The following is a 24,114-nucleotide window of genomic DNA, read 5'->3' on the forward strand; positions in this document are numbered from 1 at the left end:
CTCACAATACTCACAAGTTAAATTATACCATAAAAATATTTTGTCAAACAAACGAAATAATGTGTAAAAGGCTTGTAATTCAAGGGATTGAAGGGTAAAAAAATTTTAAAAAAAGGGAAAATTCTTCAAAAGAATATTGTGAGAAAGTCTAAAGACGGGGCCTGACTGCCGGACGGAAAATTCCCGATTTAAAAGCTTTACGGGCCTCATAAGTTTAATCCGCTTTATTTTAGCCGGGCCGTCCAAATTTTGTGAGCAAAAACACTATTATCGTTGTATAATGCACCATTATTTTAATTAGCAGGAAAGTCGATGCTGTTTTCGCTGACGGCCTTACCGGGTTTTCAGACGGGCACCGGCTTTCATAAAGGCGGTGAAGTACTGACAATACGGCCGTTTAAGCAGATACGCCGTACTCAGACGTTCCTTCGGAGGCTTTTCCGGAAACACCGGAAAGGTCACGGGCACCGGCTCAGGCTACAGCCTGCTAACAACTTATTTTATGGATAAATTACTAATTTAATAAGAGCTCTGATTAAATCATGTCTACTATTCTTGAACAATACAATCCGCATGACCTTGAACCAAAGGTTCAGGAACACTGGGAAAAAAACAATACCTTCAAGGCTGTGGAAAACAGCAACAAGGAAAAATTCTACTGTCTGTCAATGTTCCCATATCCGTCAGGAAAACTGCACATGGGGCACGTACGTAACTACACCATCGGTGACGTTATTGCCCGTTACCAGAGACTCAACGGCAAGGAAGTAATGCAGCCAATCGGCTGGGACTCTTTCGGTCTTCCTGCCGAAAATGCGGCAATCAACAACAAGACCGCTCCTGCCAAGTGGACCTACAGCAACATCGACTACATGAAGGGTCAGCTCAAGATGCTCGGTCTTTCTTTCGACTGGAGCCGTGAAATCGCCACCTGCAAGCCTGAATACTACAAGTGGGAACAGTGGTTCTTCACCGAACTGTACAAGAAAGGCATTGTTTACAAGAAGACCTCAACCGTAAACTGGTGTCCGGTTGACCAGACCGTTCTGGCTAACGAACAGGTTCAGGACGGCAAGTGCTGGAGATGTGACGCTCCGGTACAGATCAAGGAAATTCCTCAGTGGTTCCTCAAGATTACCGATTATGCCGAAGAGCTTCTCAACGGTCTCGACACACTTGAAGGCTGGCCTGATACCGTTAAGGCCATGCAGCGCAACTGGATCGGCCGTTCAGAAGGTCTCACCATCACCTTTAACGTAAAGGACAGCGATGCCAAGCTGGACGTGTACACCACCCGTCCTGATACCTTCATGGGCGTAACCTACGTTGCCATCGCAGCCGCACATCCGCTGGCAAAGAAAGCCGCTGAAAACAATGCCGAACTCGCCGCATTCATTGAAGAATGCCGCAATCTCAAGGTTGCCGAAGCTGATATCGCCACCATGGAAAAGAAGGGGATGGCAACAGGTCTCTACGCCATTCATCCGCTGAACGGACGTACAGTACCTATCATGGTTGCAAACTTCGTTCTCATGGACTACGGTACCGGTGCGGTTATGTCCGTACCGGCTCACGACCAGAGAGACTTCGAATTCGCAAAGAAGTACGGTCTTGACATCATCCAGGTAATCAGACCTGCAGACGGCTCAGAAGTAAGCATTGCCGACTGCGCCTATACTGAAAAGGGTCTTACCACCAACAGCGGCAAATTCGACAACCTGAACTTCAAGGAAGCATTCGATGCCATCGCCGCGGAACTTGAAAAGAATCATCAGGGTCACCGCACTGTTAACTACAGATTAAGAGACTGGGGTGTATCACGTCAGCGCTACTGGGGTGCTCCTATCCCGATGATCTACATGCCGGACGGTTCAGTACAGCCTGCAGAGGAATTCCCTGTACGCTTACCTGAAAACGTGGTTATGGACGGTGTACAGAGTCCGATCAAGAGCAATCCTTTATGGGCTCAGACCAAGGTAAACGGTGTTGACGCCCTGCGTGATACCGACACCTTCGATACCTTCATGGAATCATCATGGTACTACGCAAGATACTGCTGCCCTGATTATCAGGACGGTATGCTTGATCCGACCAAAACAGGTTTCTGGCTTCCTGTAGACCAGTACATCGGCGGTATTGAACACGCCTGTATGCATCTGCTCTACGCACGTTTCTTCCACAAGCTTCTCCGTGACGCCGGTCTGGTAAAGGGCGACGAACCGTTCACCAGATTGCTGTGTCAGGGTATGGTTCTGGCTGACGCCTTCTACTACGTGGGACCTAACGGAAACAAGGTATGGGTAAGCCCTCTGGATGCAATCTGCACCCGTGACGAAAAGGGCAACATCAAGACCGCAGTAGACAAGGAAGGTCACGAACTGGTTCATGCCGGCATGACCAAGATGAGTAAGTCAAAGAACAACGGTATTGACCCTCAGCGCATGGTTGAACAGTACGGTGCGGATACCATCAGACTGTTCATGATGTTCGCTTCTCCTGCAGAACTCACTCTTGAATGGCAGGAATCAGGCGTTGAAGGTGCAAAGCGCTTCATCGGCCGTTTCTGGAACAGCATTGTTTCACTGGCTCAGAAGGCTCGTCCCGCAGACTACAATCCTTCAGCTCTCAGCTCTGAAGAAAAGGCTGTTCGCCGTGATCTGCACAAGACCATTCAGAAGGTTACCGACGATATCGGTCGCCGTCAGACCTTCAATACCGCCATTGCCGCCATCATGGAACTTCTCAACAAGGCTGCCAAGGTTGACACCTCAACCGACAGCGGCTTAGGTCTTGCCTACGAAATCTATGATGCGGTTGTTGTTCTTCTCTACCCTATCATTCCTCACGCATGCTACAGACTCTATGAAATCCTCGGTCACAGCGAAAGCATTGACGAAGCTTCATGGCCTGCCGTATGTGCAGATGCTCTGGTTGAAGATGAAAAGCTCATTGTGGTTCAGGTTAACGGCAAGGTTCGTTCACGTCTGACCGTATCAGCCGATGCGTCTGAAGACGACATCAAGGCCAAGGCTCTTGCTGATGAAGCCGTTAAGAAGTTCACTGACGGCAAGGAACTGAAGAAGATCATCTACATCAAGGGCAAGCTCCTGAACATCGTAGCCGTATAACCGGAAAATAATGCGGAATCAGCCGTTTCACGCGTCTGATTCCGTTTTTCCGGATCATACGGGTAAAAAAAGCAGGTGACGGATACTGCATATCGGAATCCGATAATGTGTAAACATGCGTCATCTGCTTTAAAATACCGATTGAGCAGAAGGACTGACAGTCAGACCTTAAACCCATCAGGACTGCTTCCGAAAGACGGAGTCCTTATAGGTTTAAGGTTTTAACATATCCTGAACCCCGTGTTTTAAGCAGGCTCATGTTTCCCTGCGAACAACAATAGGACCAATCAACATGAAAAACATCCGTGGAATACTCCCTATTATCCCGTTAACCCTTTTATGCGGCTGCGGTTTTCATCTGGCTGGCACCAATGACATCACCAATGATTTCGATGAAATAATTCTGGCGGGAAACAACAACGACATTCTTTTCAAGAACCTGAACAAAGAACTCTCTCTCGAAGGCGTCAATGTCATCATCGGATCTCCCGACATCAGTGAATATCTCGAAGGAGACATTCCGGTACTGACCTGCAGTGAACTGAAAAACGACAGCAAGGTGCTGTCAGTATCCAGTGATTCTCAGGAAATCGAATACGCATACAAGAATCAGATAAGCTGTACATTCTTCTCCAGGGGATATGAACCGTATCTGATTTCATCAACCCTCGACCGTTCATTTCTGAACAAGTCAGGTGCAACCCTGAGTCAGCTTACGGAAGAACAGGCCATCCGCAATGAAGTGGTTGATATTTTTACCGATCAGATTCTTTTCAGAGTCAGACATGCCAGTCTGAAACCTGTCAAAAAGGCAGATGAACAGAATACCGATGGAAAGGAAGAACCAACCACTATCGTAATCAACGGCACCGGAGGAACATCATCTGAAGAGAAAACCGAAGTCTTCGAAATTCAGAGTGACGATGATTTAAAGAAACTGGAACAGGAAAAGAACATCAGTATCAATCCTGACAGATAATCATTCTTTTTTAGTTACGGCAGGCAAACTCCACAAGACGCAGAACCATGAAAATAAACTCTTACGAACTGGAAGGAAAACTGAAACAGCAGATTGAAGGTGTTTACATCTTCAGCGGCAATGATCCGTTCTGGTTGGATGAAGCCACTGCCACGGTTCAGAATTATGCCGTTAAAGCAGGATTCACCAAAGACAACATCTACACCTTCTCGGATGACGAACTCAAAACCGACGAACTGATTGAAGCAATGAGCAGTCCGGGGCTGTTTGCCGACAGGGTTCTGGTTAAACTCAAGATTCACGATCTTAAGGTCAAAGGCAAAAAACTTCTGGAAATATGCTCGGAATGCATCAATCCGAGTCTGCTTCTCATCATTCACGTACCGAGACTGAGCCTCGCTGAACTGAATAAAAACAAGCCTCTGCTTTTTCTGGCCGACCACGGCATCATTTCCATATTCTACGATCCGGATCAGCGTCAGATAATTGACTTTATCCGCCGTCGCGCCTACTCCCTCGGACTTTCGCTTAATCAGGGGGCGACAGCCATCCTGTACAGCGCCTACGAAGGAAACGTGGAAGGCATGGTTCAGGTTCTGCAGAAAATGGAGCTGTGCGGTCTCAAGGGAGAAATAAATGAAGAGCAGATGAGAGAGCACATATCATCCGATGCCCACTTCTCTGCCTTCGACTATATCGAATCCCTGATCGATCCTTCAGTTCCCGTGGAAAGAAGAGTTCAGATCATGGAGGTTCTTCTGGAAAACGGAGTAACCGCCATGGAACTGGTGAGCAGAACGGGATCCGCTCTCGGCACTCTGCATGAAATGAGGACCATTCTGGATACCACCGGAAGTCTGGAAAACTACTTCAACAACCACCGTCTTCTCAAGAGCTACAAGGCCAAAAGAAACCTTTACCTTAACGGAGCCAGAAACAATTCACTCAAAGAGCTGCATCACCTTATAGATCTGCTGACAAAGGCGGATTTTCTGGTGCGTAATTTTGAGGACGAGGAAGCGGTGATGGTACTGAAGGAAATTGCCGTTGCCCTCTCCAAAAAACAGCTGAGGCTCTACACTGATGATTAAGAAAGGACTGCTCGGAGGCTCATTCGACCCTGTACATCTGGGGCATCTCAACATGGCCGTATCAGCCGGAAAGACACTTCAGCTTGACGAGGTGATTCTGCAGCCAAACAGGATCCCCTACTACAAGAAACAGGCGGCCGCATCCGATGCCGACAGGCTGGAAATGCTCAGACTCTCTGTCGAAGCCCTGAAAACTCCGGGAATAAAGGTAAGCGACAGCGAACTTAAGGCGGATGATTATCTTTCCACTTCAGAGGTTCTTAAAAAGTGGCGTGCCGAAGAACCGGACACCGCCCTGGTATTCATTATGGGTATGGACTCATGGCTTTATTTTCACAAATGGCGAAACTACCGCACCATTACCGAATATGCCAGCATAGCCGTATTCAACCGTCCCGGACATTCCCTGAATGTCATGGAAATGCCTGAAGAGCTGAAGGAGCTGTATGAAAGACACTTCACCGGTGAAAACAGGATAACCAGACCGTTCGGAGAACTTTTTTTTATTGAAAGCCGACCTTTTGACATCAGCTCAACCAGACTGAGGGAAATGCTGAAGGAACGGAACGCAGGAGTATCGGAATACCTGCCGGATGCCGCCCTTGAATATATAAAACGCAACGGACTGTACCTCTGATATCCGTACAAAAAACACACAAAAAATATCAGAGAGGGAAAACAAGTTTTTTCCGCAAAAGTGTACACGCAATTAGTATTTTTTTGGAATTGCTGTAAAATTACATTAAAATCTGCATTATCATCGCAGAAAACATCACAGACACACTCAGATCATTTATCAGCCCGGTGCTCCTTCCGGAAAAAGCCGGCAAGCCGTAAAAAGATCTGAAATTTATCGAAAAAGGAACCTATAAAATTGACTAATCAGGCTATTATCGAAAACATCACCAGTGCCATTGAAGACATCAAAGGCAGAGACATCAGCGTTATTGACGTTCGCGAAACCTCTGATGTTGCGGACTACTACATGATCTGCACCGGCACCTCTACCCGTCATACCACCGCCATTGCCGAAAAGGTAAGTGAATCACTGCACAGAAGCGGCATCAGAACCTACGGCATCGAAGGTGAAAAGAGCGGCGACTGGGTTCTGCTTGATGCAGGCTCCGTAATTCTTCATGTAATGATTCCGCAGGCCCGTGACGACTATCAGCTTGAAAAGCTCTATACAGCATAAAACCGTCCGTTTCTTAATCCAGCACTGCTTAACATCGTAGACAGAGTCATGAAAATTTATCTGATAGCCGTCGGTACCAAAATGCCGGCTTTTGTGAATATGGGTTTTGAGGAATACGCCAAGCGTTTTCCCAGAGAGGTTTCACTGGAACTGGTGGAAATTCCTGCCGGTAAGAGAACCAAGAACTCCGACATTGAAAAAATCGTCAATCACGAAGGCGAGCTGATGCTTGCAGCAGTTCCCAAGGGAGCCATGATTGTAACCATGGATATTCCAGGGAAAATGCACAACACCCATCAGCTGGCGGAAGAACTCAACAAATGGAAAAGCAGCGGCCGTGATATAGCCCTTCTGGTCGGCGGACCGGAGGGACTTTCAGATGCTTGCAAAAAGGCGGCGGAGGCCAGCTGGTCTCTTTCCCCTCTTACCCTGCCGCATCCGATTGTAAGAATAGTCATAGCTGAAAGCCTGTACAGAGCCTGGAGTATCACTGCAAACCACCCTTATCACCGTGAGTAGCAAAGATGAACAATTTTTTCTACAGACCTTTTCGATTCAGGGACAATGCCGCTGAAAAGAAAATATTCGTCAGAAGAACAAGGTTTGCCCTGTTGATGGTGATCCTGGCGCTGCTGGTATTATGGGGAAACCTGTACTATCTGCAGGTTCTGGGGTATGACAACTACCATACCCGTTCCAACCAGAACCGCATCAAAATCGTTCCTCTGGCACCTCCGCGCGGGCTGGTTTACGACCGCAATCACTATATTCTGGCCGATAACCGTCCGCTGTTCAGTCTTGAAATCATTCCGGAAAACAGTAAGAACCTCCGTGCAGACATAGAGGGACTCAACGATCTGTTAAAGCTTGATCTTGAAAGCGAGGATATCGACAACATTATCAGACTGAGTAAATACAGACGCAAATTCCTCTCCACCATGATTGCAGAAAACATCAATGAGGAACAGGTGGCAAAATTTGCCGTCAACCAGCATCGTTTTCCGTGCGCACACATAGAAGCGAACCTGAAACGTCACTACCCTCTCGGCGAAACCATGACCCATGCTCTTGGATACGTGGCAAGAATCAATACCGATGATCTGAAAAAGCTGAGTGAGGACGGCTTTGCGGAAAACTATGCCGCCACCAACGACATCGGTAAACAGGGTATCGAAAAGTATTATGAAAATCTGCTTCACGGCATCAGCGGCTATAAGAAGGTGGAGGTAGACTCCCTCGGCCGTATTCAGAGAACACTGAACCTTGTTTCTCCGAAACCGGGCAGAGACATAACGCTGAGCATTGACATCCGCCTGCAGCTTCGCGGAGAACAGCTTCTTCGCGGCAAACGAGGCGGTCTGGTGATGATGAATCCGAAGAACGGGGAAATCTATGCCTTCGTATCATCTCCAAGCTACGATCCGAATCCTTTCGTGAGAGGCATCAAGAACAAGGAATATAAGGCTCTGCTTTCAAATCCTGACAAGCCTCTGATAAACCGCGTAACTCAGGGCGGATACGCTCCGGCATCAACCGTCAAACCGTTGCTGGCGGTCATGGGACTTGAGGAAGACCTTATCACTCCGCATGCAAAATTCTTCGGGGCTCCGTTCTTCCAGCTTCCGGGTTCAACCCACAAGTTCCGAGACTGGAGACGCTGGGGACACGGCATGATGGACATGTTCAGAGCCATCGAAATTTCCGCGGATACCTACTTCTACGATCTGGCCTACCGTGCCGGTATCGACCGAATCCATGAATACATGTCAAAATTCGGCATGGGACAGCGTTCAGGCATAGACATCATGGAGGAATCACTGGGCAACCTGCCGTCAAAGGCCTGGAAAAAACAGAAGTACAAGCATGACTGGGTTCCCGGAGACACCATTTCCATCGGCATAGGTCAGGGATACTGGACCACCACGCTGATTCAGCTCGCCAGGGCTCATGCCATTCTTACCCAGAACGGCACCAACGTGGTTCCGCATCTGCTCAGCAATGCGCACGACCCTACAGGTTCCGATCCTGAAATCGTGATTCCGCCAAGAAGAGACAAGGCAGTACAGGTAAGAGACGAGCGTTTCTTCGAATATGCCCGTGAAGGCATGTGCCGTGTTATCAACGGCAACGAGGGAACCGGGCGCAAGGCCTTTGCCAATACCAAATACACGGCCTGCGGCAAATCAGGTACGGCTCAGATTGTAAGCATCAAGCAGGACGCCAAATACAATGCGGCCGCACTTAAGGAAGAACATCGAGACAACGCCCTGTTCGTAGCCTTCGCGCCAAAGGAAAATCCGGAAATTCTGGTAGCTGTGATTGCCGAAAACATCGGTGGCGGAAGCCGCGAGGCCGCACCTATAGTAAGAGCCATGATGGATGACTATTTCAAATATCAGTCCGAACCTACTCCTACAGAACAGGAAATTGATGACTACGTTAAAGAGATGAAACAGAGTTTTGCTGAAGAAACACAGGAGGTCAGACAATAATGAGTGAAGTCTATGACAACTACTATGACGGCTTCAGTCGTAAAAAGACCCTAAGCGAAAAGCTGCATATAGATATTCCGCTGCTCGGTGGTCTTGCCGCGGCTCTTGTGCTCAGTCTTTTTGTGCTGTACAGTGCTTCCGGTCAGCATTACGAAATGCTTCTGAAACAGATTCTGCATACCGGACTGAGTTTCGGCCTCATGGTGATAATAGCCCAGATCAACGTTAAATTCTTCGAACGCTGGGCACCGGTGATTTTTGTATTCTGTCTCCTTATGCTTCTCGGCGTTACCTTCTTCGGAGAAATAAGCAAGGGAGCCCGGCGCTGGCTGAATCTGGGAATCATCAGAATACAGCCGTCGGAATTTTTCAAGATTGCCATGCCAATCACCATTGCCGCGGTAATAGCCAAGGAAGCCATACCGCCGCGCATCATAAGAGTTATCTGGGCAGGCATTCTGGTAGCCATTCCTTCCGCCCTGATAGCCAAGCAGCCGGATCTGGGAACGGCCATACTGGTTGCCACCACGGGCTGTATTGCCATATTTCTCGGAGGCGTAAGCTGGTGGTTCATAATTGCCTGCATCATGGTTACCATCCCTATAATACCTTTTCTGTGGATGTACGTTCTGCACGACTATCAGAAACAGCGAGTTCTCACCTTCCTGAATCCGGAATCGGATCCGCTAGGCACCGGATACAACATCATCCAGTCCAAAATAGCCATCGGTTCAGGCGGCTTTTACGGCAAGGGATGGCTGCACGGCACCCAGTCACAGCTCGACTTTCTGCCGGAACACCATACCGACTTCATTTTTGCCGTGTACAGCGAGGAATTCGGGATGATGGGTTTTTTCCTGCTGATAGCCATCTACATGTACATTATCCTGAGATGTCTGTACATTTCCCGAAAGGCTCAGACCACTTTTGAGAGAATTCTGGCGGGAACACTGTCACTTACCTTCTTCTTCTACATTTTCGTAAACATCGGCATGGTAAGCGGCATTTTACCGGTTGTGGGCGTTCCGCTGCCTCTCATCAGCTACGGCGGTACCTCAATGGTTACCCTGTGTGCGGGATTCGGAATCATCATGTCCATCAGAACCCATCGCAGAATTACCGATTACCGCTACTAGAACACCGTTTCGAAACAGATGTTCTCCGGAAGCCTGCATCTTCATTTACATGAAAAAGGATGCAGGCTTTTCCCATATCGGGAAACATGACGCTTTTCTCTGTATAAAGTTTGGTATTTTGTGAGTTTTCCGTTTATTGTAACAGCCTAAATTATGCTATATTAGGCAACCGTGAAACAGATGTTTCAATGATTACCGGACGGGGCTGTCTGATGAATGCCTGCAGCTTTTCAGACACTTTACAGGAGAAAGACAGTTCCTCAACGTCAGTCCTTTTGGAATTCCTCAACGTCAGTCCTTTTTGAAAAAATTCGGACAGGAATGCAACAGACGGTACACAGCCCTGTCTTACTTAACAGGTCCTGATAAAACAATGAGGCCCGGACTGACAGTACTTACATGATGTGGAGATTTATTTTGAACAGATTATCCGCCCTTATACTTGGAACCTTAATCGGAACCATGGGCTTTGGCCTCCAGGCTGAAGCCGCCCAGAACACTCATGCACATCACCATGTGCAGAATCACGGCAACAGAGCACAGAACATCAAATCAAAAATTCCGCCAAAGGACGATGCACTGCTGAAGAAGCTGGCTGCGGATGCCGGCGGAATCACTCACGAAGAACTCAGATCCGCCTACCTGCAGGCAGAAAAAAAGCAGTCCATCATTGATGCCATGAACCGCCCCGGCGAAGCCAAGCCCTGGTACAAATACCGCCAGATTTTCATTGTTCCGAAAAGAATCAACGAAGGACGCAAGTTCCTCAAAGACAACAGAGCCATCTTTGACAGAGCGGCATCAACATATCAGGTTAATCCTGAAATCGTGGCAGCCATCATCGGCGTGGAAACATACTACGGCGCCAACATGGGTAACTATCGCGTGCTTGATGCGCTCTACACCCTCGGCTTCCATTATCCGAAAAGAGCCGAATACTTCAGCAAGGAATTCGCCAACTACGTAAAGCTTGCCAAACAGCAGGGATGGAAGCATAACGAAATCAAGGGTTCATATGCCGGAGCCATGGGTATGGGACAGTTCATGCCGTGGAGCTATATGAGATGGGCCGTTGACTTCAACAATGACGGTCACAAGGATCTGTTCCACAACAAGGCGGATGCCATCGGCAGCGTAGCCAACTATTTCCATGAACACGGCTGGATATACGGAGCTCCCGTAACCGCAAAGGTTAAGGTGGAAAGACCTGAAAAGATTGAATCACTGCTTGCAGGTGACACCAAACCAAATACCACGGTCGGTGAACTCAGAAAACTCGGAGTTACCGTTCCGGCCGTTTACGAAAACAAGGTCAGATGCCGTCTGTTCAAGTTCCAGACTGAAAAAGGCTGGGATTACTACATAGGCTTCCATAACTTCTACGTGATCACCAGATACAACAAGAGTCCTCTGTATGCCATGGCCGTATATGACCTAAGTCAGGAAATCATTAAAAAACCTGCAGCCGAAAACAGTCACCATAAGAAGCCTGCTCACGGCAAACCGGTCTCCCACAGTCACAAGAAGTAATAATCCGGGATAGTCTATGAAAAAATTTATACCTCTCCTAACGGTTAGCGCGGGACTCTCTCTCGGACTTGTCACGCAGGGGTGCGTTACCTCTTCAGGCAGCCCGGTCGTGGAAAACGGCAGTAACCCCGCCGTAACCACCGGAGCCGGAACCGATGCTCCCTACTACGGCACCGGCCCCAACAACAGCATGCCGGCACCTCAGACCGCTCCGGTTGATCTCAGAAACGTAACCGGAGCCAGACTCACCTCTGAAAAATACAGTGTAAGAGGCAACAAGGACTATACCGTTCTCGGACAGAAGTACAAAGTATGGCGTGACGTGGAAAGCTATTACGAGGAAGGCACGGCCTCCTGGTACGGTCCGGGATTTCACGGCCAGAACACCTCCAACGGTGAACCCTACAATATGAACGGCTATACGGCCGCCCACAAGAACCTGCCTCTGCCGAGTTTTCTGAAGGTTACCAATCTGGAAAACAACAAATCCGTAATCGTGAGGGTAAACGACCGCGGTCCGTTCCACGGCAATCGCATACTTGATCTGTCACGCGGAGCCGCCTCAAAAATCGGGGTAATCGGTCCGGGAACCGCCAGAGTCAGGGTTGAACTCATTAAAACCGTGGCCACCAAGGATCAGACCAACGAAAATCTGATGAACGGTTTTAAACCTTATATTCAGGTTTTCAGCACCATGGATTATAATAAGGCGCTAACTATAAAAAACAGTCTGTCCAGAGAAACCGGCAAACCTGTTTTTATCCAGAACTACCAGCAGGCATACAGGGTAAAAATGGGACCGCTTAAACAGGACGAGGCAGACAGAGCGCTGTCTGCAGTCAGAAAGTCCGGATTCTCCGGAGCTTTCTTTACAGCTGACTGATGAATTTAATGAAAGGAACCAGTAAACAAATGTTATCAAAGATAATATCTACTTTTATTGCATCCGTGTTACTTGCAGGATCTGTCACAGCCATAGCCGATGCCACTGTGGAAGTACCGGAATCATCCACCCTGCCGCCTCCGGCTCCTAGCGATCAGATTCCTGAACCGCCGTCTCCTAATGTTCGCGCCTACCTGCTTATGGATTATGCTTCAGGTCGTGTTCTTTTTGGAAAGGCATATGAGGATCAGATAGATCCTGCCTCCCTGACCAAAATGATGACCTCATACGTAATCGGTCAGGAAATCAAACTCGGACGTCTTCACCTGAACGACATGGTAACCATCAGTGAAAAGGCCTGGAGCAAGAACTACTCCGATTCTTCAAAGATGTTCATTGAAGTCGGCCGTGAAGTTCCTGTTGAACTCCTCAACAAGGGAATCATCATCGCTTCAGGCAACGATGCCTGTATCGCCATGGCGGAACACATTGCCGGATCTGAGAGCTCCTTCGCCTCACTGATGAACGAATGGGCCAAGATTATCGGCCTCAAGAACTCGCATTTCGTGAACAGCCACGGTCTCTATGACGAAAACCACTATTCAACCGCCTACGACATGGCCCTTCTGGGAAGAGCACTGATTAAGGATCTTCCTGAAGAATACGCCATTTACTCTGAAAAGGAATTTTCATTCAACGGCATCAAGCAGTACAACAGAAACAAGCTTCTCTGGGATACCACCATCAATGCCGACGGCATCAAGACCGGTCACCTCAGTCAGGTGGGCTACAATCTGGTGGCTTCAGCAGTTCACCCTTCCAACGGCATGAGACTTATTTCCGTAATCATCGGAGACGTAAGTGAAAAGGAGCGTGCGGCTCACTCCAAGGAGCTGCTGCGCTACGGCATGCGTTTCTATGAACCTTACACTGCTTTCAAGCAGGGACAGGCCCTTGCCACCAAGGAAGTACGTTTAGGCGACAGAGATTCCATCAGCATCGGAACCCTTAACGACGTAAGTCTGGTTGTACCAATCAACTCAGTAAGCCGTTTAAAGGCTGAATATTCACTTGATCAGAAGAATCTTACCGCTCCTATCAAGAAAGGTGCAAAGATTGGCGTGCTTAACCTGTCTCTTGACGGCAAGGTCATCTACAAGACCAATCTGGTATCCCTTGACGAAGTCAACGAAGGCGGTTTCTTTTCAAGAACCTGGGATCATATTGTGATATTTTTTAAGGATTTATTCTAATGACCGACAATACAAACGCTCCTGAGAAGGAAGAACCGAAGCTTGAAGAGCTTATTCAGTTTCCGGCCAAACTGACCTTCAAATTCATCGGCAACAACAACGACGCCGTTGAAGGCATCATCAAGACTTTTTTTGATGAAAAACTGGCTATCGGATCCCAGATAAGCGAAGGTCGAAAAAGCCGTACCGGCAAATACGTCACCTTCAATGTATCCGCTACGGTAAATGACAAGGAAACCCTTCACAGAATCTATAACGAAGGGGCTGAACTTCCTCACGTTCAGCATGTATTATAATAACTGATAAATAACGGCTCTGCCCGGGGACATTCCCCGGCAGAAAAAACGGCGGACGGGGAAATATGTCTCACAACGCATTCATAAGGGAATACGGCAACTTCATGCGCAAGGTGTTTTACGTATTCATTATCACGGTTCTCATGATGCTGGTTCTCACCTGCATCATGATGAGCGATATTTCCCGCATGTCCGCCTACACCTATAATTCAGTTGAAAAAATACCTCACAACCGTACCGGACTTCTTCTCGGAACCTCAAAGTTCGTATCCAAAAACAGAATCAATCAGTATTACCAGAACCGCATCAATGCGGCCATCGAACTGTTTCACAGCGGTAAAATCGATTATATTGTGGTATCAGGGGATAATGCCCTCAAATCATACAACGAACCACGCACCATGCGTAAGGATCTGATTAAAAGAGGCATACCGTCAGACAGAATCTACCTTGACTACGCAGGCTTCAGAACCCTGGACAGCGTGGTCAGAATCAAGCACATCTTCAAACAGAACAGTGTTACCATCATCAGTCAGGACTTCCATAACGAAAGAGCCGTGTACATCGCAAGACATAACGGTATCAACGCCATTGCCTTCAATGCTCACGTTCCGAAGCAGGATTTCTTTGTTTCCAACATCAGGGAATTCTTCGCCAGACTGAAATGCATCCTTGACGTCTATATTTTTGACAGCAAGCCTAAGTTCCTGGGCGACTCCATTGAAATCGGCGGAGAGAACATTTCTCCTAAGCATGCCCAGCTGCATGACACAACACATTCAGCCGAAGGCAAGCCTGAAGCCATTATTCCGGAACAGAACGATGCCGCCGACGGAATCATGAACAACAGTGACTATGAGTATGAAGAGAGTGTTCCTAACGACGAAGGCAGCTATCAGGAACCAGCCGGCGGACAGGATGCTTCAGAACAGATGCCGGACGCCTCAGGTACTCATCACTGACGGGAAAATTCCGTGCTTTTCATTTTCAATGAAAACACGCCCCGTTTTTCTTTTAAGTACATCACAAATTTCAGTTGAGAGAAAACCCCGAACTATTTACAATAACTGCCAAGGACTCTCACATATTCCCTATGAGTAATCAACTGCTGTTTTACCCAGAATTCGGACTCAAGGAATAAAGCCCAGGTTTTTACAGAAATACGGACACAGGATTTATTATGTACAGCTGGAAGGATTGTATATTTCTGACCAAAGACGGCCAGGCTCATTTCATTTTAAAGAATCTTACCCTTGAAGATCACTGCTTCTGCACCATCATAGGACAGAACGGCAGCGGCAAAACACTGTTTGCAAAATCCATCTGCGGTGAACTCAAGAACACCAGCGGAACGGTACCTGAATCAATCAGCGTGGCCAATATTTCATTCGAAAAACAGATGGAATTCATTGAAGAGGACTTCAACAGACGCAATTCCGACACCGAAAGCGATCTGGTAGGCTATACTCCCATGGAAATGTTCCTCAGGGTAAACGAGGATAAGAGAGTAATCAGCAGCCTGTGTGAAACTCTTCATTTCAGCTATGCGCTTAACCGTTCATATCACAAGCTTTCCAGCGGTGAAGGCCGCAAGGCGCTGATTATCGAAGCTCTGCTGAAAAATCCTGAACTGATTGTTCTTGATTCTCCTTTTGACGGACTTGACGTGAAAACCCGTGAAGATCTTCAGCAGATGCTGATTGATATCTACAATCAGGGAAAATCAATCGTTGTTACCGTTAACCGTTTTGATGAAATATCACCTATGTGCCAGAAGCTCGGTCTCATCATGGACAAGGAACTGGTTAAATTCGGAGATAAGGACGAAATTCTCAACAACAGTGAAGTAAAACAGCTTACCCACTACGAAAAGCTTCCGAAGATCTACAGTCTTCCTGAAGTTCCTGAAGACTGCCGTGACACTCTTGACCGCTCAATTCCTATTGCCGTACTCAAAGACGTTACCGTTCAGTACGAGGATCACGTGATTCTGAACAGGCTCAACTGGACCATCAATCCTTACGAACACTGGCAGATAAGCGGTCCTAACGGCTGCGGCAAATCCACCCTTCTTTCACTGATTACCGGTGACAATCCGCAGGGATACAGCAATGATCTGACCCTTTTCGGAATCAGACGCGGCAGCGGTGAAACCATATGGGACATTAAAAAGCATATCGGCTATGTAAGCCCTTCCTTCCACCTTGACTACCGTGTAAGCTGCTCCATCATCAATGTGATTCTTTCAGGATACTTTGACACCATCGGTCTTTACGAACAGCCTGGAGACAAGAAAATCAGCCTGGCATTACAGTGGCTGAAGATTCTCGGTCTCAAGGAACAGGCCAACAACAGCTTCAAATCACTGTCATACGGCCAGCAGAGACTGGTACTCATTGTAAGAGCCCTGGTCAAGCAGCCTCCTCTGCTGATTCTTGATGAACCTCTGCAGGGACTTGATTCACTGAGCCGTGAACTCGTAAGACGCTTTGTGGAATTTCTGATGAAGAACGGTGAAACCCAGATTCTTTTCGTGTCTCACCATGCAGACGATGCTCCAAGAGGCATTACTCATCATCTGGTATTCAAGGATAACGGCACCAGAACCTTTGATGTGGAAATCAAATAATTCACCCACTGAAAGGACATCCTTAAACAAAGCGGGAATTCACTGTTTTCAGGATCATATTCTGAAAAAGCCGAAGAGGAGGAATGTTGACATCATTTCTCAGTTCTAATAAAGTAGGTCGGAAGGTTTCCTCCCGGCCTTATTTTCTCCAACCGACATTTTATGTTTTCAACAGACATGATAATCATAAAGAACGGAAGATAACCGAGAACTCCGATCAAACCGATAACCATAATTAAGGAGCACACGCCTGACGGCCCGTGTTTCGGAACATTTTCAGGATAAAACAGATGCCAAAAATATCAGTAATAATTCCTATATACAATGTCGAAGAATATCTGCCTGCCTGCCTTGATTCTCTGCTTTCACAGACATTTACGGACTGGGAAGCGGTATGCGTGGTGGACGGAAGTCCTGATAACAGCGGTGAAATACTGAAGGAATATGCACTTAAGGACTCAAGAATCAGGGCAGTTTTTCAGGAAAACCGAGGTGTTTCCGCAACACGCAATACAGGTCTCGGACTCGCAACCGGAGAATATGTATGTTATCTTGATTCCGACGATGAATATTCTCCATTCTTTCTCGAAAGGATGTATGATGCGGTAAGGGACGGCAAAGCCGACATTGCCTACTGTGAAATCGCAAGAGACAAAAAACTTCTCAGCACAGCTCCGGTGGCGCCGAATTACCATGACAACGTCTTTGAAAACTTCGTCACCAAAAAACTCGATATAAAGATATATACTCCCAACAAGATCTTTCGAAGGGACTTGATAAAGGACATCTCCTTCCCGGAAAACATTGCCATTGGAGAGGATGTGGTATACATATACAAAATCATGTACCGCACCAAAAAAATAGCGTATGTACCGGAACGACTCTATTATTACAGAGACAGAAGCTGTTCTGCCGTAAACACCTCTCTCTCAGAAAAAATCATCATGAACAACTTCATGGTGGCTGAACTCATACTGAAGGAATTTAAGGATAAGGAAATGTCCTGCCTTTCCAGAAAATACGTAAACAGAAGAATGGCCTACAGATTCTTCAAGTTCGCAGTTACTGAACCCATTCACTCAGAAAACGGCGCACGTAAGAAGGAATGGTACGTTTACACCTGGCCGCTGCTAAAGAAGTTTAAGGATGCAGGCATGTATAAGCCGCAGCATCTGTCGCTTAAAAACCGCATAAGATCCTGGCTGTTCCTTAACTTTACCGGACGTCAGAAGAGTTAGACAGGACCAGAAAAACATAAAGGGATTTACGAATACGTAAATCCCTTTATCGTTATCATGCATACTGAGGATTAGCTGCGAACGGCGTAATCACCTTCAATAATCCACTTATAGCTGGTAAGCTCAACCAGTCCCATAGGACCTCTGGCATGGAGCTTCTGAGTGGAAATGGCAACTTCGGCACCAAGACCGAACTGGGCACCGTCAGAGAAACGGGTGGAAGCATTTACGTAGGCACATGCAGAACCTGCTTCATTTACGAATCTCAGAGCGTTGGCGTGATCGTTTGTCAGAATGGCATCTGAATGGCAGGCCTCATACTTCTGCATATGAGCAATAACCTGATCCAGACCGTCGACAATGGTCACGTTCATGCAGAGAGAAAGCCATTCGGTGGCAAAATCCTCTTCCTTACCTTCGGTAACCATGCTGCCGGCAACTGATGATGCCAGAGGCAGAGCTTCACCGTGGCATACCATTCTCACCTTCTTTTCAGTCATACGGGCGGCGAGCTTGGGAATGAAGGAAGATGCAATATTCTTATGAACAAGAATGGTATCAACACTGTTGCAGGCACTAGGCTTCTGAATCTTGGAGTTTTCGATAACGTCCAGAGCTCTTTCCTGATCTGCTGATTCATCCACGAAGATATGACCGACACCGAATCCGCCGATGATTACAGGGATGGTGCTTTCATGCTTGCAGAGCATGTGGAGCTTGGCACCGCCGCGTGGAATAATCATGTCCACGTACTTGTCCAGATGCAGCAGTTCGGTTACGTACGCACGATCCGGATTTTCAATATACTGAACGGAAGCTGCAGGAAGTCCGGCTGCTTCAAGACCTCTCTGGATGATCTTAACAATCACCGCATTGGTATTGTAGGTTTCCCTGCCGCCGCGGAGAATACATGCGTTACCTGTCTTGAGACAGAGAGAAGTAATGTCCACGGTTACGTTAGGTCTGGCTTCATAGATTACGCCAACCACTCCTAAAGGCACTCTGCGCTTTAAAAGCTTAAGACCGTTAGGCAGAACCCTGCTGTCATATTCTGCACCAACAGGATCGTCAAGAAGAACAACCTTTCTCATATCTCCGAGAATGTCGTTCACACGCTTTTCATTCAGCATCAGACGGTCAAGCATGGCTTCACCGATGCCGCTTTCACGCGCATTCTTAAGGTCAACGGCATTGGCCTCCAGTATTTCCTGAACTGATTCCTGAAGAATATCGGCAATTTTGGAAATAGCTTCGTTTTTACGGGCTGTTGAGAGAGATGCCAGAACATAAGAGCTCTGCTTTGCTCTCTGGCCTAATAAATTCATATCCATTTTTTCTTTACTCCAAAATTACTAAATCGTCACGATGAACCGCAACCTGGCCATGTTCGTAACCTAAAATATTTTCAATCTCTTCAGACTTGTGACCTGAAATGGCATTGAGTTCAGCACTGGTATATCTGCTGATACCGTGAGCTATCACCCTGCCGTCGGCACTGCTGATGTTTACCACGTCTCCGCGTAAAAAATCTCCTTCAACACGGGTAATACCCTTAGGAAGCAGACTTGAACCGTTGGCGGTAAGAGCCCTGACGGCGCCCGCATCAACCACGATTGAGCATCTAGGTTTAGGTCCGGAAAGAATCCAGGCCTTTCTGCCTTCGAGAGGTGAACTTTCAGGCTTGAATGAGGTTCCCACGTAGTTATTGTCAACAATGCTTTCAATAATGCGCGGATCGTCGCCGGAGGCAATTACAACCTCAATGCCGCTTCTGGTGGCAATTTCCGCAGCCTGAAGCTTGGTAGCCATACCGCCGGTACCGAGACCGCTGACGCTGTCACCTGCCAGAGCCTTGATTTCAGGAGTAATCTTCTCCACGGTTCTGATTAAGGTGGCATCAGGATTTGAACGGGGATCGGCGGTGTAGAGACCTTTCTGGTCAGTCAGCAGAATAAGCATGTCCGCATCTGACAGAATGGCAACTCTTGCTGAAAGGTTATCGTTGTCACCTACCTTGATTTCCGCAGTGGCAACTGCGTCATTCTCATTGATTACGGGAATAATGTCATTGGCAATAAGAGCACCGAGAGTATCTCTGGCATTCAGAAAACGTTCGCGATCCTCGAGATCCGCTCTGGTAAGCAGAATCTGACCGATATGCAGGCCGTAAATCTCAAACAGCTTCTGCCACGTATTCATAAGGAAAGTCTGTCCTACTGAAGCCAGCATCTGCTTGTTTGCAATGGTTCTCGGCAGATCCGGATATCCTAAAACCTCACGTCCGGCAGCTACTGCACCGGAACTTACCACCACAATATGATGTCCTTTCTTTGCCAGTACGGACAGAACTCTCACCACCTCAATCATATGAGCGGGATCGAGGCGCTTGGTACCGGATGTAAGCATGGAGGTACCGAATTTCACTACTATAGTCTTTGCGTTCAATTTATTATATCCGGCAGTTTTAAAGCCGTTCCTTCAACCAGTCTGTTATCTGATCAATTACCTTGGTAAACAATTCAAAAGCTGTTGCCGCCTTCAGTTCCATGAATTCAGTCTTGTCGCTGATGCTTCCTATAAGCTTTGCGTCGCCGATGGTACTGATGGACTTTCTGTCTGAGGTTACCACCAGAAGAGGCTTGCTGAGCTTTAATCCTGAAAGAAGCCCCTGTCTCTTCACTGAAAAAATCTGCAGTCTCGGAATCAGCTGCTCCCATTCTGCTGCATCAGTCCCCATGCGGTTGCACATGGAGGCTCTCTGAATCAGAGATGCCAGTTTGAGCAGTTCAGGATCCACAAGCACGTCATTCACAATCGGAGCTATCATGCACGCGGCTTTGATGTCCGATGAATGAGTAGCCAGCAGATGTGCGGCACAGTTACAGCCGAAACGCTGAGCAACGATACCTATGCGTGAACGATCAATGTAAGGGAGCTTTTCCTTCACATAGTCAAGCACAGCCTCATGCAGCACGCCGGTATTTGCTGAAAGCGTAATACCTGTGTTCATCCCCATTCCCGGAAGATCCAGCGTAATCATGGCAATGCCGTTAGGGAAAAGATTCTCTCTGTAGAAACGGAGATACTCTGTAGCCAGATTTATATAGTTACCGCAGATAATTACGCACGGCAGACACTTAAACCTGTCCGGAGTATGAACATAGGCCGTACCTTCGCCTGCCTCGGATTTGAACTTGATAATCTCAAAATGACCGGAAAGATAGCTCGCGGCCTTTTTGTAGTTCAGATGGTTCATCAGCAGCGCATGATTGGCCATTTCGTCACCCTGAAGGTGCGGATAGCTTGCCATGGCATAACAGAGATAGGCCAGACGGAAGTGCTTGAAGGCCTCTTCCTTCTTCACGGGATCCTCTTCAATACTTTTCGCATATGAAGAATGTTTTTCCGCAAGCATGGAAAACTCATAAACCCAGTTGCCCGGACCGTATTCATATACGGTATCCAGAACCCCTTCTCGAGTTCTCTTGTTCTCTGATCCTGATATATCTGCTAAAGCCTTCTGGATTTCCAGAATATCAAGCCCCATCCAGCTCCAGTAGTCTCGATGAAGCTCCCTGAACCAGCGACGGGGAGTTCCGTCCCTGTTCGGCAGCAGTTCTTCAACTGAATTCGATATGAAAGAAGTCTCCAGACTTGAACGGTGAGGTTTGAAGAGAACCTCGCTAAGATTTTCGGAAGATATCTCAGTCATATGTGCAAAACTTAAAATAAATCAACTAGAAACAGGCAATCCGTGACAGTCAGACTGCGGATTGCCGGACAACAATCATAAGTTGCACAATTTTACCATAAATCACCGATAAACAATAATCATAAATCCGCATATGCGCAAAATACGGAACATCACGGAAACGTCAGGTTAAAATAAAGGCTTTTTACCTCCGCGGCAGCAGAAATAATCTGTCAGACGCCGGCATAAAACCGCAGTTAACCTCATAACCTTAATGCCGTTCCGGCCGACGTAGTTTTCTGCTTTAAATTTTCACAGAAGCTGTATGAATTACACACTGTTATGAAACGACTTTTGTCAAGCAGTAATTTAGGCAAGACATTTTTCTCAGTCTAAGCACGGCATTGGCCACTCTGTTATACGGGGATTGGTTACCTCAGGTCAATGGTTCGCCGCGAATTCTATTGGTCTTACGTCGAGGATCACTTCACTTATTTCAGTGCCATCAAAGATCTATCGTAGATAATTCAAACCTTCTTGATGAAAAACGTCTTATCTAAATCACTGTCGTCTTCAGATGTTTAAAAACACATCCGTCTATACATTTATCCTGATTAACCCCTCGGCCGGTATTACTTCCGATGGCACATTCTTCTGGCGTTTTTTCAATGCCGCTGATTTCTGCCCGACATTGCCTCTTCTGTAAGAATTGCAGCACTCAACAGCAATCCTTCGCAGATGAGTATTTCCGGATTTCGTAATTACGGTTCTGCAGACTTTATCACCGCTGGAATGTTCTCCCGGTACCAGACCAATGTAACCCGCAAACTGTTCTGCGGTTCGGAAACGATTGAAATCACCAACCTCGGAAATAAATGACATGGCAGTATTGGTTTGTATACCTTTGATGCATACCAGTTTCTTCACTTTGTCGGCATACCGTTCACTTGAGGCAAAATCCTCTATTCTGACATCAAAAGCTTCAATTTTGCTTTTAAGCGCTTCGTATGTTGCAAGGTATTCATTTATGATTTCTTTCTGCTTAAATGTGCACTCCAGGCGCTTTATCCATTGAATATGGGCAAGTGTCCATTTTGATTTGTCATACTGAAATCCGTGTCTTAAACAAAATGCATTCAGTCGCTGCTTTATCTGTTTTAGAGCTGTCTGATGATCATCTCGCATTCTGAGGTAATCCCTTACATCCTCATCTTCAATATCGGGAATGTTGACAGCCTTGTAAGAGCCGCTTGCCAAACATCTGGCAATATCCAAAGCATCCCTGAAGTCATTTTTCAGCTTCTTTCCGCCTTTCTGTACAGCCATGGTGCTTGGAGCCAGAATCTTACAGTTGATGCCGGCCTTGGTTAATTCTCTGCAGGGAACATAACCAAGGCAACCGGCTTCGTAACCACATACAATATCGATGTCCTTTCTTTGTGATTTCAGATTACAAATATACTTTATCGGTGTTTTTAATCAGGTCATCCTTAAACTGCACCTGACCGAATATCTTATCCTCGGTCATGCCGTAACCCGGTTCAAAAGAGCACAAAGTAAAGTTAGAAGAGTGGACATCCATTCCAATATGTATTATCTTATTCATAACGACCTTCATTTAATGTTTGCGGTAAATCCGTATCTGTTTACATACATCTACAGTTTACACGGTAAATCCACGTTTTTACATTCATTCGTGGAGGTCGTTTCATATTGTCTTAAATGCACTGCGATTCTTCACAGAAGAAAAAGAAAAATATAACTCATGCTCATGCGTGTTCAAAAATGCTCATTCGTCACATATTCAAAAAATGTTGCCGCGTTTTACGAATAAAACTCTTCATGATGTATTCCTGTCATCAGACAGGAACACAGATGTTTTTTAAGCATTATCAGACTGAAAAAGATATATCGTTTTCATATCAGTGTACACGGGAAACCCGCAAAATATGAAACTGTTTTCATAAAACACCGGTCATGAGACTCGCGAATATTTTCTATTCTGCAGGCTAAACGATGAAAAATTCCCCAACATATCAACAATTAAAGAAATTTAATATTACTCTGTTTCACGTGTATGAAAATTTAATATATACAAATTTAAAAAAGTGTGAAACACATTGATTTCACTAGACTTTTAAAATGCAAGCAAAAAATTTAAAAAAATTTTTACATTTTTCAAAAGTATTAAAAATCAAGGGATTAGAGACTTATCCACAAATTTATTGACATGACTGTAAACAATTTCAGGGTACAACACGGCATAATATTTTTTTTAAACTCTTGACTTTTATATTTTATTACCTATACGCATAAATAATGTCTTTTCTTTTTTAGCACAGATCACACAGACACATTTGTCCGATTGATTTTTTTTAAACCGTTTTCTGTTTGTAATTCCACCACAAATCCTAAAAATGAGCATAATGCAGTCAATATTCCGGGATTATCCGGAAAAAAAAACTCTGATAATATTTCACCACCTTTAATAAATGTGACATCGGTTAAATCTTAACTGCAGAAAATGACAGACTGTGAATAAAAAAACCGTTTACCTGACATCACTGCCGCAT

The 24,114-nt window shown here is 46.4% G+C and carries 20 protein-coding genes; 15 read left to right on the forward strand and 5 right to left on the reverse strand.

What is annotated here, in order from left to right; genetic code table 11:
- Nucleotides 1–542 precede the first annotated feature (542 nt).
- From leuS to BMY80_RS00075, 15 genes are all read left to right on the forward strand, one after another.
- A complete protein-coding gene (leuS, locus tag BMY80_RS00005; RefSeq protein ID WP_218140295.1) occupies nucleotides 543–3,128 on the forward strand; it encodes a leucine--tRNA ligase in 2,586 nt (861 codons plus the stop codon).
- A 292-nt stretch (nucleotides 3,129–3,420) separates the two neighbouring features.
- Nucleotides 3,421–4,107, forward strand: a complete 687-nt coding sequence (locus BMY80_RS00010) for an LPS-assembly lipoprotein LptE (protein ID WP_093139744.1) — start codon at nucleotides 3,421–3,423, stop codon at nucleotides 4,105–4,107.
- 47 nt (nucleotides 4,108–4,154) lie between these two features.
- The gene (holA, locus tag BMY80_RS00015; protein ID WP_093139748.1) at nucleotides 4,155–5,198 is read left to right on the forward strand and encodes a DNA polymerase III subunit delta; all 1,044 of its coding nucleotides are present in this window, start codon (nucleotides 4,155–4,157) and stop codon (nucleotides 5,196–5,198) included.
- A complete protein-coding gene (gene nadD, locus BMY80_RS00020; protein ID WP_093139751.1) occupies nucleotides 5,191–5,835 on the forward strand; it encodes a nicotinate (nicotinamide) nucleotide adenylyltransferase in 645 nt (214 codons plus the stop codon). The genes holA and nadD overlap by 8 nt, the downstream gene beginning before the upstream one ends.
- 237 nt (nucleotides 5,836–6,072) lie before the next feature.
- The gene (gene rsfS / locus BMY80_RS00025) at nucleotides 6,073–6,393 is read left to right on the forward strand and encodes a ribosome silencing factor (RefSeq protein ID WP_031578939.1); all 321 of its coding nucleotides are present in this window, start codon (nucleotides 6,073–6,075) and stop codon (nucleotides 6,391–6,393) included.
- Nucleotides 6,394–6,441: 48 nt separating this feature from the next.
- Nucleotides 6,442–6,912 carry a 23S rRNA (pseudouridine(1915)-N(3))-methyltransferase RlmH gene (rlmH, locus tag BMY80_RS00030; RefSeq protein ID WP_093139753.1) on the forward strand — a complete coding sequence of 157 codons (471 nt, stop codon included), beginning with the start codon at nucleotides 6,442–6,444 and terminating at the stop codon, nucleotides 6,910–6,912.
- Nucleotides 6,913–6,917: 5 nt separating this feature from the next.
- Entirely contained in the window at nucleotides 6,918–8,885 is a 1,968-nt protein-coding gene (gene mrdA, locus BMY80_RS00035) for a penicillin-binding protein 2 (RefSeq protein ID WP_093139756.1), read from the forward strand.
- Nucleotides 8,885–10,021 carry a rod shape-determining protein RodA gene (gene rodA, locus BMY80_RS00040; protein WP_031578936.1) on the forward strand — a complete coding sequence of 379 codons (1,137 nt, stop codon included), beginning with the start codon at nucleotides 8,885–8,887 and terminating at the stop codon, nucleotides 10,019–10,021. The genes mrdA and rodA overlap by 1 nt, the downstream gene beginning before the upstream one ends.
- A gap of 417 nt (nucleotides 10,022–10,438) precedes the next feature.
- Entirely contained in the window at nucleotides 10,439–11,551 is a 1,113-nt protein-coding gene (gene mltB / locus BMY80_RS00045; protein ID WP_177178444.1) for a lytic murein transglycosylase B, read from the forward strand.
- Nucleotides 11,552–11,567: 16 nt separating this feature from the next.
- Nucleotides 11,568–12,434, forward strand: a complete 867-nt coding sequence (locus BMY80_RS00050; RefSeq protein ID WP_218140296.1) for a septal ring lytic transglycosylase RlpA family protein — start codon at nucleotides 11,568–11,570, stop codon at nucleotides 12,432–12,434.
- A gap of 44 nt (nucleotides 12,435–12,478) precedes the next feature.
- Nucleotides 12,479–13,687, forward strand: coding sequence for a D-alanyl-D-alanine carboxypeptidase family protein (locus BMY80_RS00055; protein ID WP_177178449.1), 1,209 nt, complete (start codon nucleotides 12,479–12,481; stop codon nucleotides 13,685–13,687).
- Nucleotides 13,687–13,983 (forward strand): HP0495 family protein, encoded by a 297-nt coding sequence (locus tag BMY80_RS00060; RefSeq protein WP_093139761.1) that lies wholly within the window; start codon nucleotides 13,687–13,689, stop codon nucleotides 13,981–13,983. The genes BMY80_RS00055 and BMY80_RS00060 overlap by 1 nt, the downstream gene beginning before the upstream one ends.
- Before the next feature lie 65 nt (nucleotides 13,984–14,048).
- Nucleotides 14,049–14,945 (forward strand): SanA/YdcF family protein, encoded by an 897-nt coding sequence (locus tag BMY80_RS00065; RefSeq protein WP_093139764.1) that lies wholly within the window; start codon nucleotides 14,049–14,051, stop codon nucleotides 14,943–14,945.
- Nucleotides 14,946–15,163: 218 nt separating this feature from the next.
- Nucleotides 15,164–16,612, forward strand: coding sequence for a molybdate ABC transporter ATP-binding protein ModF (gene modF, locus BMY80_RS00070; protein ID WP_093139766.1), 1,449 nt, complete (start codon nucleotides 15,164–15,166; stop codon nucleotides 16,610–16,612).
- A 290-nt stretch (nucleotides 16,613–16,902) separates the two neighbouring features.
- Nucleotides 16,903–17,850: a glycosyltransferase family 2 protein gene (locus BMY80_RS00075; RefSeq protein WP_093139769.1), complete on the forward strand. Its 948-nt coding sequence runs from the start codon at nucleotides 16,903–16,905 to the stop codon at nucleotides 17,848–17,850.
- Nucleotides 17,851–17,921: 71 nt separating this feature from the next.
- On the opposite strand, the gene BMY80_RS00080 is transcribed toward BMY80_RS00075, so the two are convergent.
- The 5 genes from BMY80_RS00080 to BMY80_RS12165 all read right to left on the reverse strand — a co-directional run bounded on the left by BMY80_RS00080 (nucleotide 17,922) and on the right by BMY80_RS12165 (nucleotide 23,147).
- A complete protein-coding gene (locus tag BMY80_RS00080) occupies nucleotides 17,922–19,181 on the reverse strand; it encodes a glutamate-5-semialdehyde dehydrogenase (protein WP_093139771.1) in 1,260 nt (419 codons plus the stop codon).
- A 7-nt stretch (nucleotides 19,182–19,188) separates the two neighbouring features.
- Nucleotides 19,189–20,295: a glutamate 5-kinase gene (gene proB, locus BMY80_RS00085; protein ID WP_031578926.1), complete on the reverse strand. Its 1,107-nt coding sequence runs from the start codon at nucleotides 20,293–20,295 to the stop codon at nucleotides 19,189–19,191.
- A 19-nt stretch (nucleotides 20,296–20,314) separates the two neighbouring features.
- Nucleotides 20,315–21,562, reverse strand: a complete 1,248-nt coding sequence (locus BMY80_RS00090; protein WP_093139774.1) for an alpha/beta hydrolase — start codon at nucleotides 21,560–21,562, stop codon at nucleotides 20,315–20,317.
- Nucleotides 21,563–22,138: 576 nt separating this feature from the next.
- A complete protein-coding gene (locus BMY80_RS00095) occupies nucleotides 22,139–23,008 on the reverse strand; it encodes an IS110 family RNA-guided transposase (RefSeq protein WP_143066418.1) in 870 nt (289 codons plus the stop codon).
- Nucleotides 22,992–23,147, reverse strand: a complete 156-nt coding sequence (locus BMY80_RS12165; RefSeq protein WP_177178445.1) for a hypothetical protein — start codon at nucleotides 23,145–23,147, stop codon at nucleotides 22,992–22,994. The genes BMY80_RS00095 and BMY80_RS12165 overlap by 17 nt, the downstream gene beginning before the upstream one ends.
- Nucleotides 23,148–24,114: the final 967 nt, after the last annotated feature.

Source organism: Ruminobacter amylophilus, assembly GCF_900115655.1.
GTDB classification, from domain to species: domain Bacteria; phylum Pseudomonadota; class Gammaproteobacteria; order Enterobacterales; family Succinivibrionaceae; genus Ruminobacter; species Ruminobacter amylophilus.

Excerpts from the sequence above, each read along its gene's own strand:
- leuS (WP_218140295.1), top strand. The coding sequence starts at position 543 with ATGTCTACTATTCTTGAACAATACAATCCGCATGACCTTGAACCAAAG.
- BMY80_RS00010 (WP_093139744.1), top strand. The coding sequence starts at position 3,421 with ATGAAAAACATCCGTGGAATACTCCCTATTATCCCGTTAACCCTTTTA.
- holA (WP_093139748.1), top strand. The coding sequence starts at position 4,155 with ATGAAAATAAACTCTTACGAACTGGAAGGAAAACTGAAACAGCAGATT.
- nadD (WP_093139751.1), top strand. The coding sequence starts at position 5,191 with ATGATTAAGAAAGGACTGCTCGGAGGCTCATTCGACCCTGTACATCTG.
- rlmH (WP_093139753.1), top strand. The coding sequence starts at position 6,442 with ATGAAAATTTATCTGATAGCCGTCGGTACCAAAATGCCGGCTTTTGTG.
- mrdA (WP_093139756.1), top strand. The coding sequence starts at position 6,918 with ATGAACAATTTTTTCTACAGACCTTTTCGATTCAGGGACAATGCCGCT.
- rodA (WP_031578936.1), top strand. The coding sequence starts at position 8,885 with ATGAGTGAAGTCTATGACAACTACTATGACGGCTTCAGTCGTAAAAAG.
- BMY80_RS00050 (WP_218140296.1), top strand. The coding sequence starts at position 11,568 with ATGAAAAAATTTATACCTCTCCTAACGGTTAGCGCGGGACTCTCTCTC.
- BMY80_RS00060 (WP_093139761.1), top strand. The coding sequence starts at position 13,687 with ATGACCGACAATACAAACGCTCCTGAGAAGGAAGAACCGAAGCTTGAA.
- BMY80_RS00065 (WP_093139764.1), top strand. The coding sequence starts at position 14,049 with ATGTCTCACAACGCATTCATAAGGGAATACGGCAACTTCATGCGCAAG.
- modF (WP_093139766.1), top strand. The coding sequence starts at position 15,164 with ATGTACAGCTGGAAGGATTGTATATTTCTGACCAAAGACGGCCAGGCT.
- BMY80_RS00075 (WP_093139769.1), top strand. The coding sequence starts at position 16,903 with ATGCCAAAAATATCAGTAATAATTCCTATATACAATGTCGAAGAATAT.
- BMY80_RS00080 (WP_093139771.1), bottom strand. The coding sequence starts at position 19,181 with ATGGATATGAATTTATTAGGCCAGAGAGCAAAGCAGAGCTCTTATGTT.
- BMY80_RS00090 (WP_093139774.1), bottom strand. The coding sequence starts at position 21,562 with ATGACTGAGATATCTTCCGAAAATCTTAGCGAGGTTCTCTTCAAACCT.
- BMY80_RS12165 (WP_177178445.1), bottom strand. The coding sequence starts at position 23,147 with ATGAATAAGATAATACATATTGGAATGGATGTCCACTCTTCTAACTTT.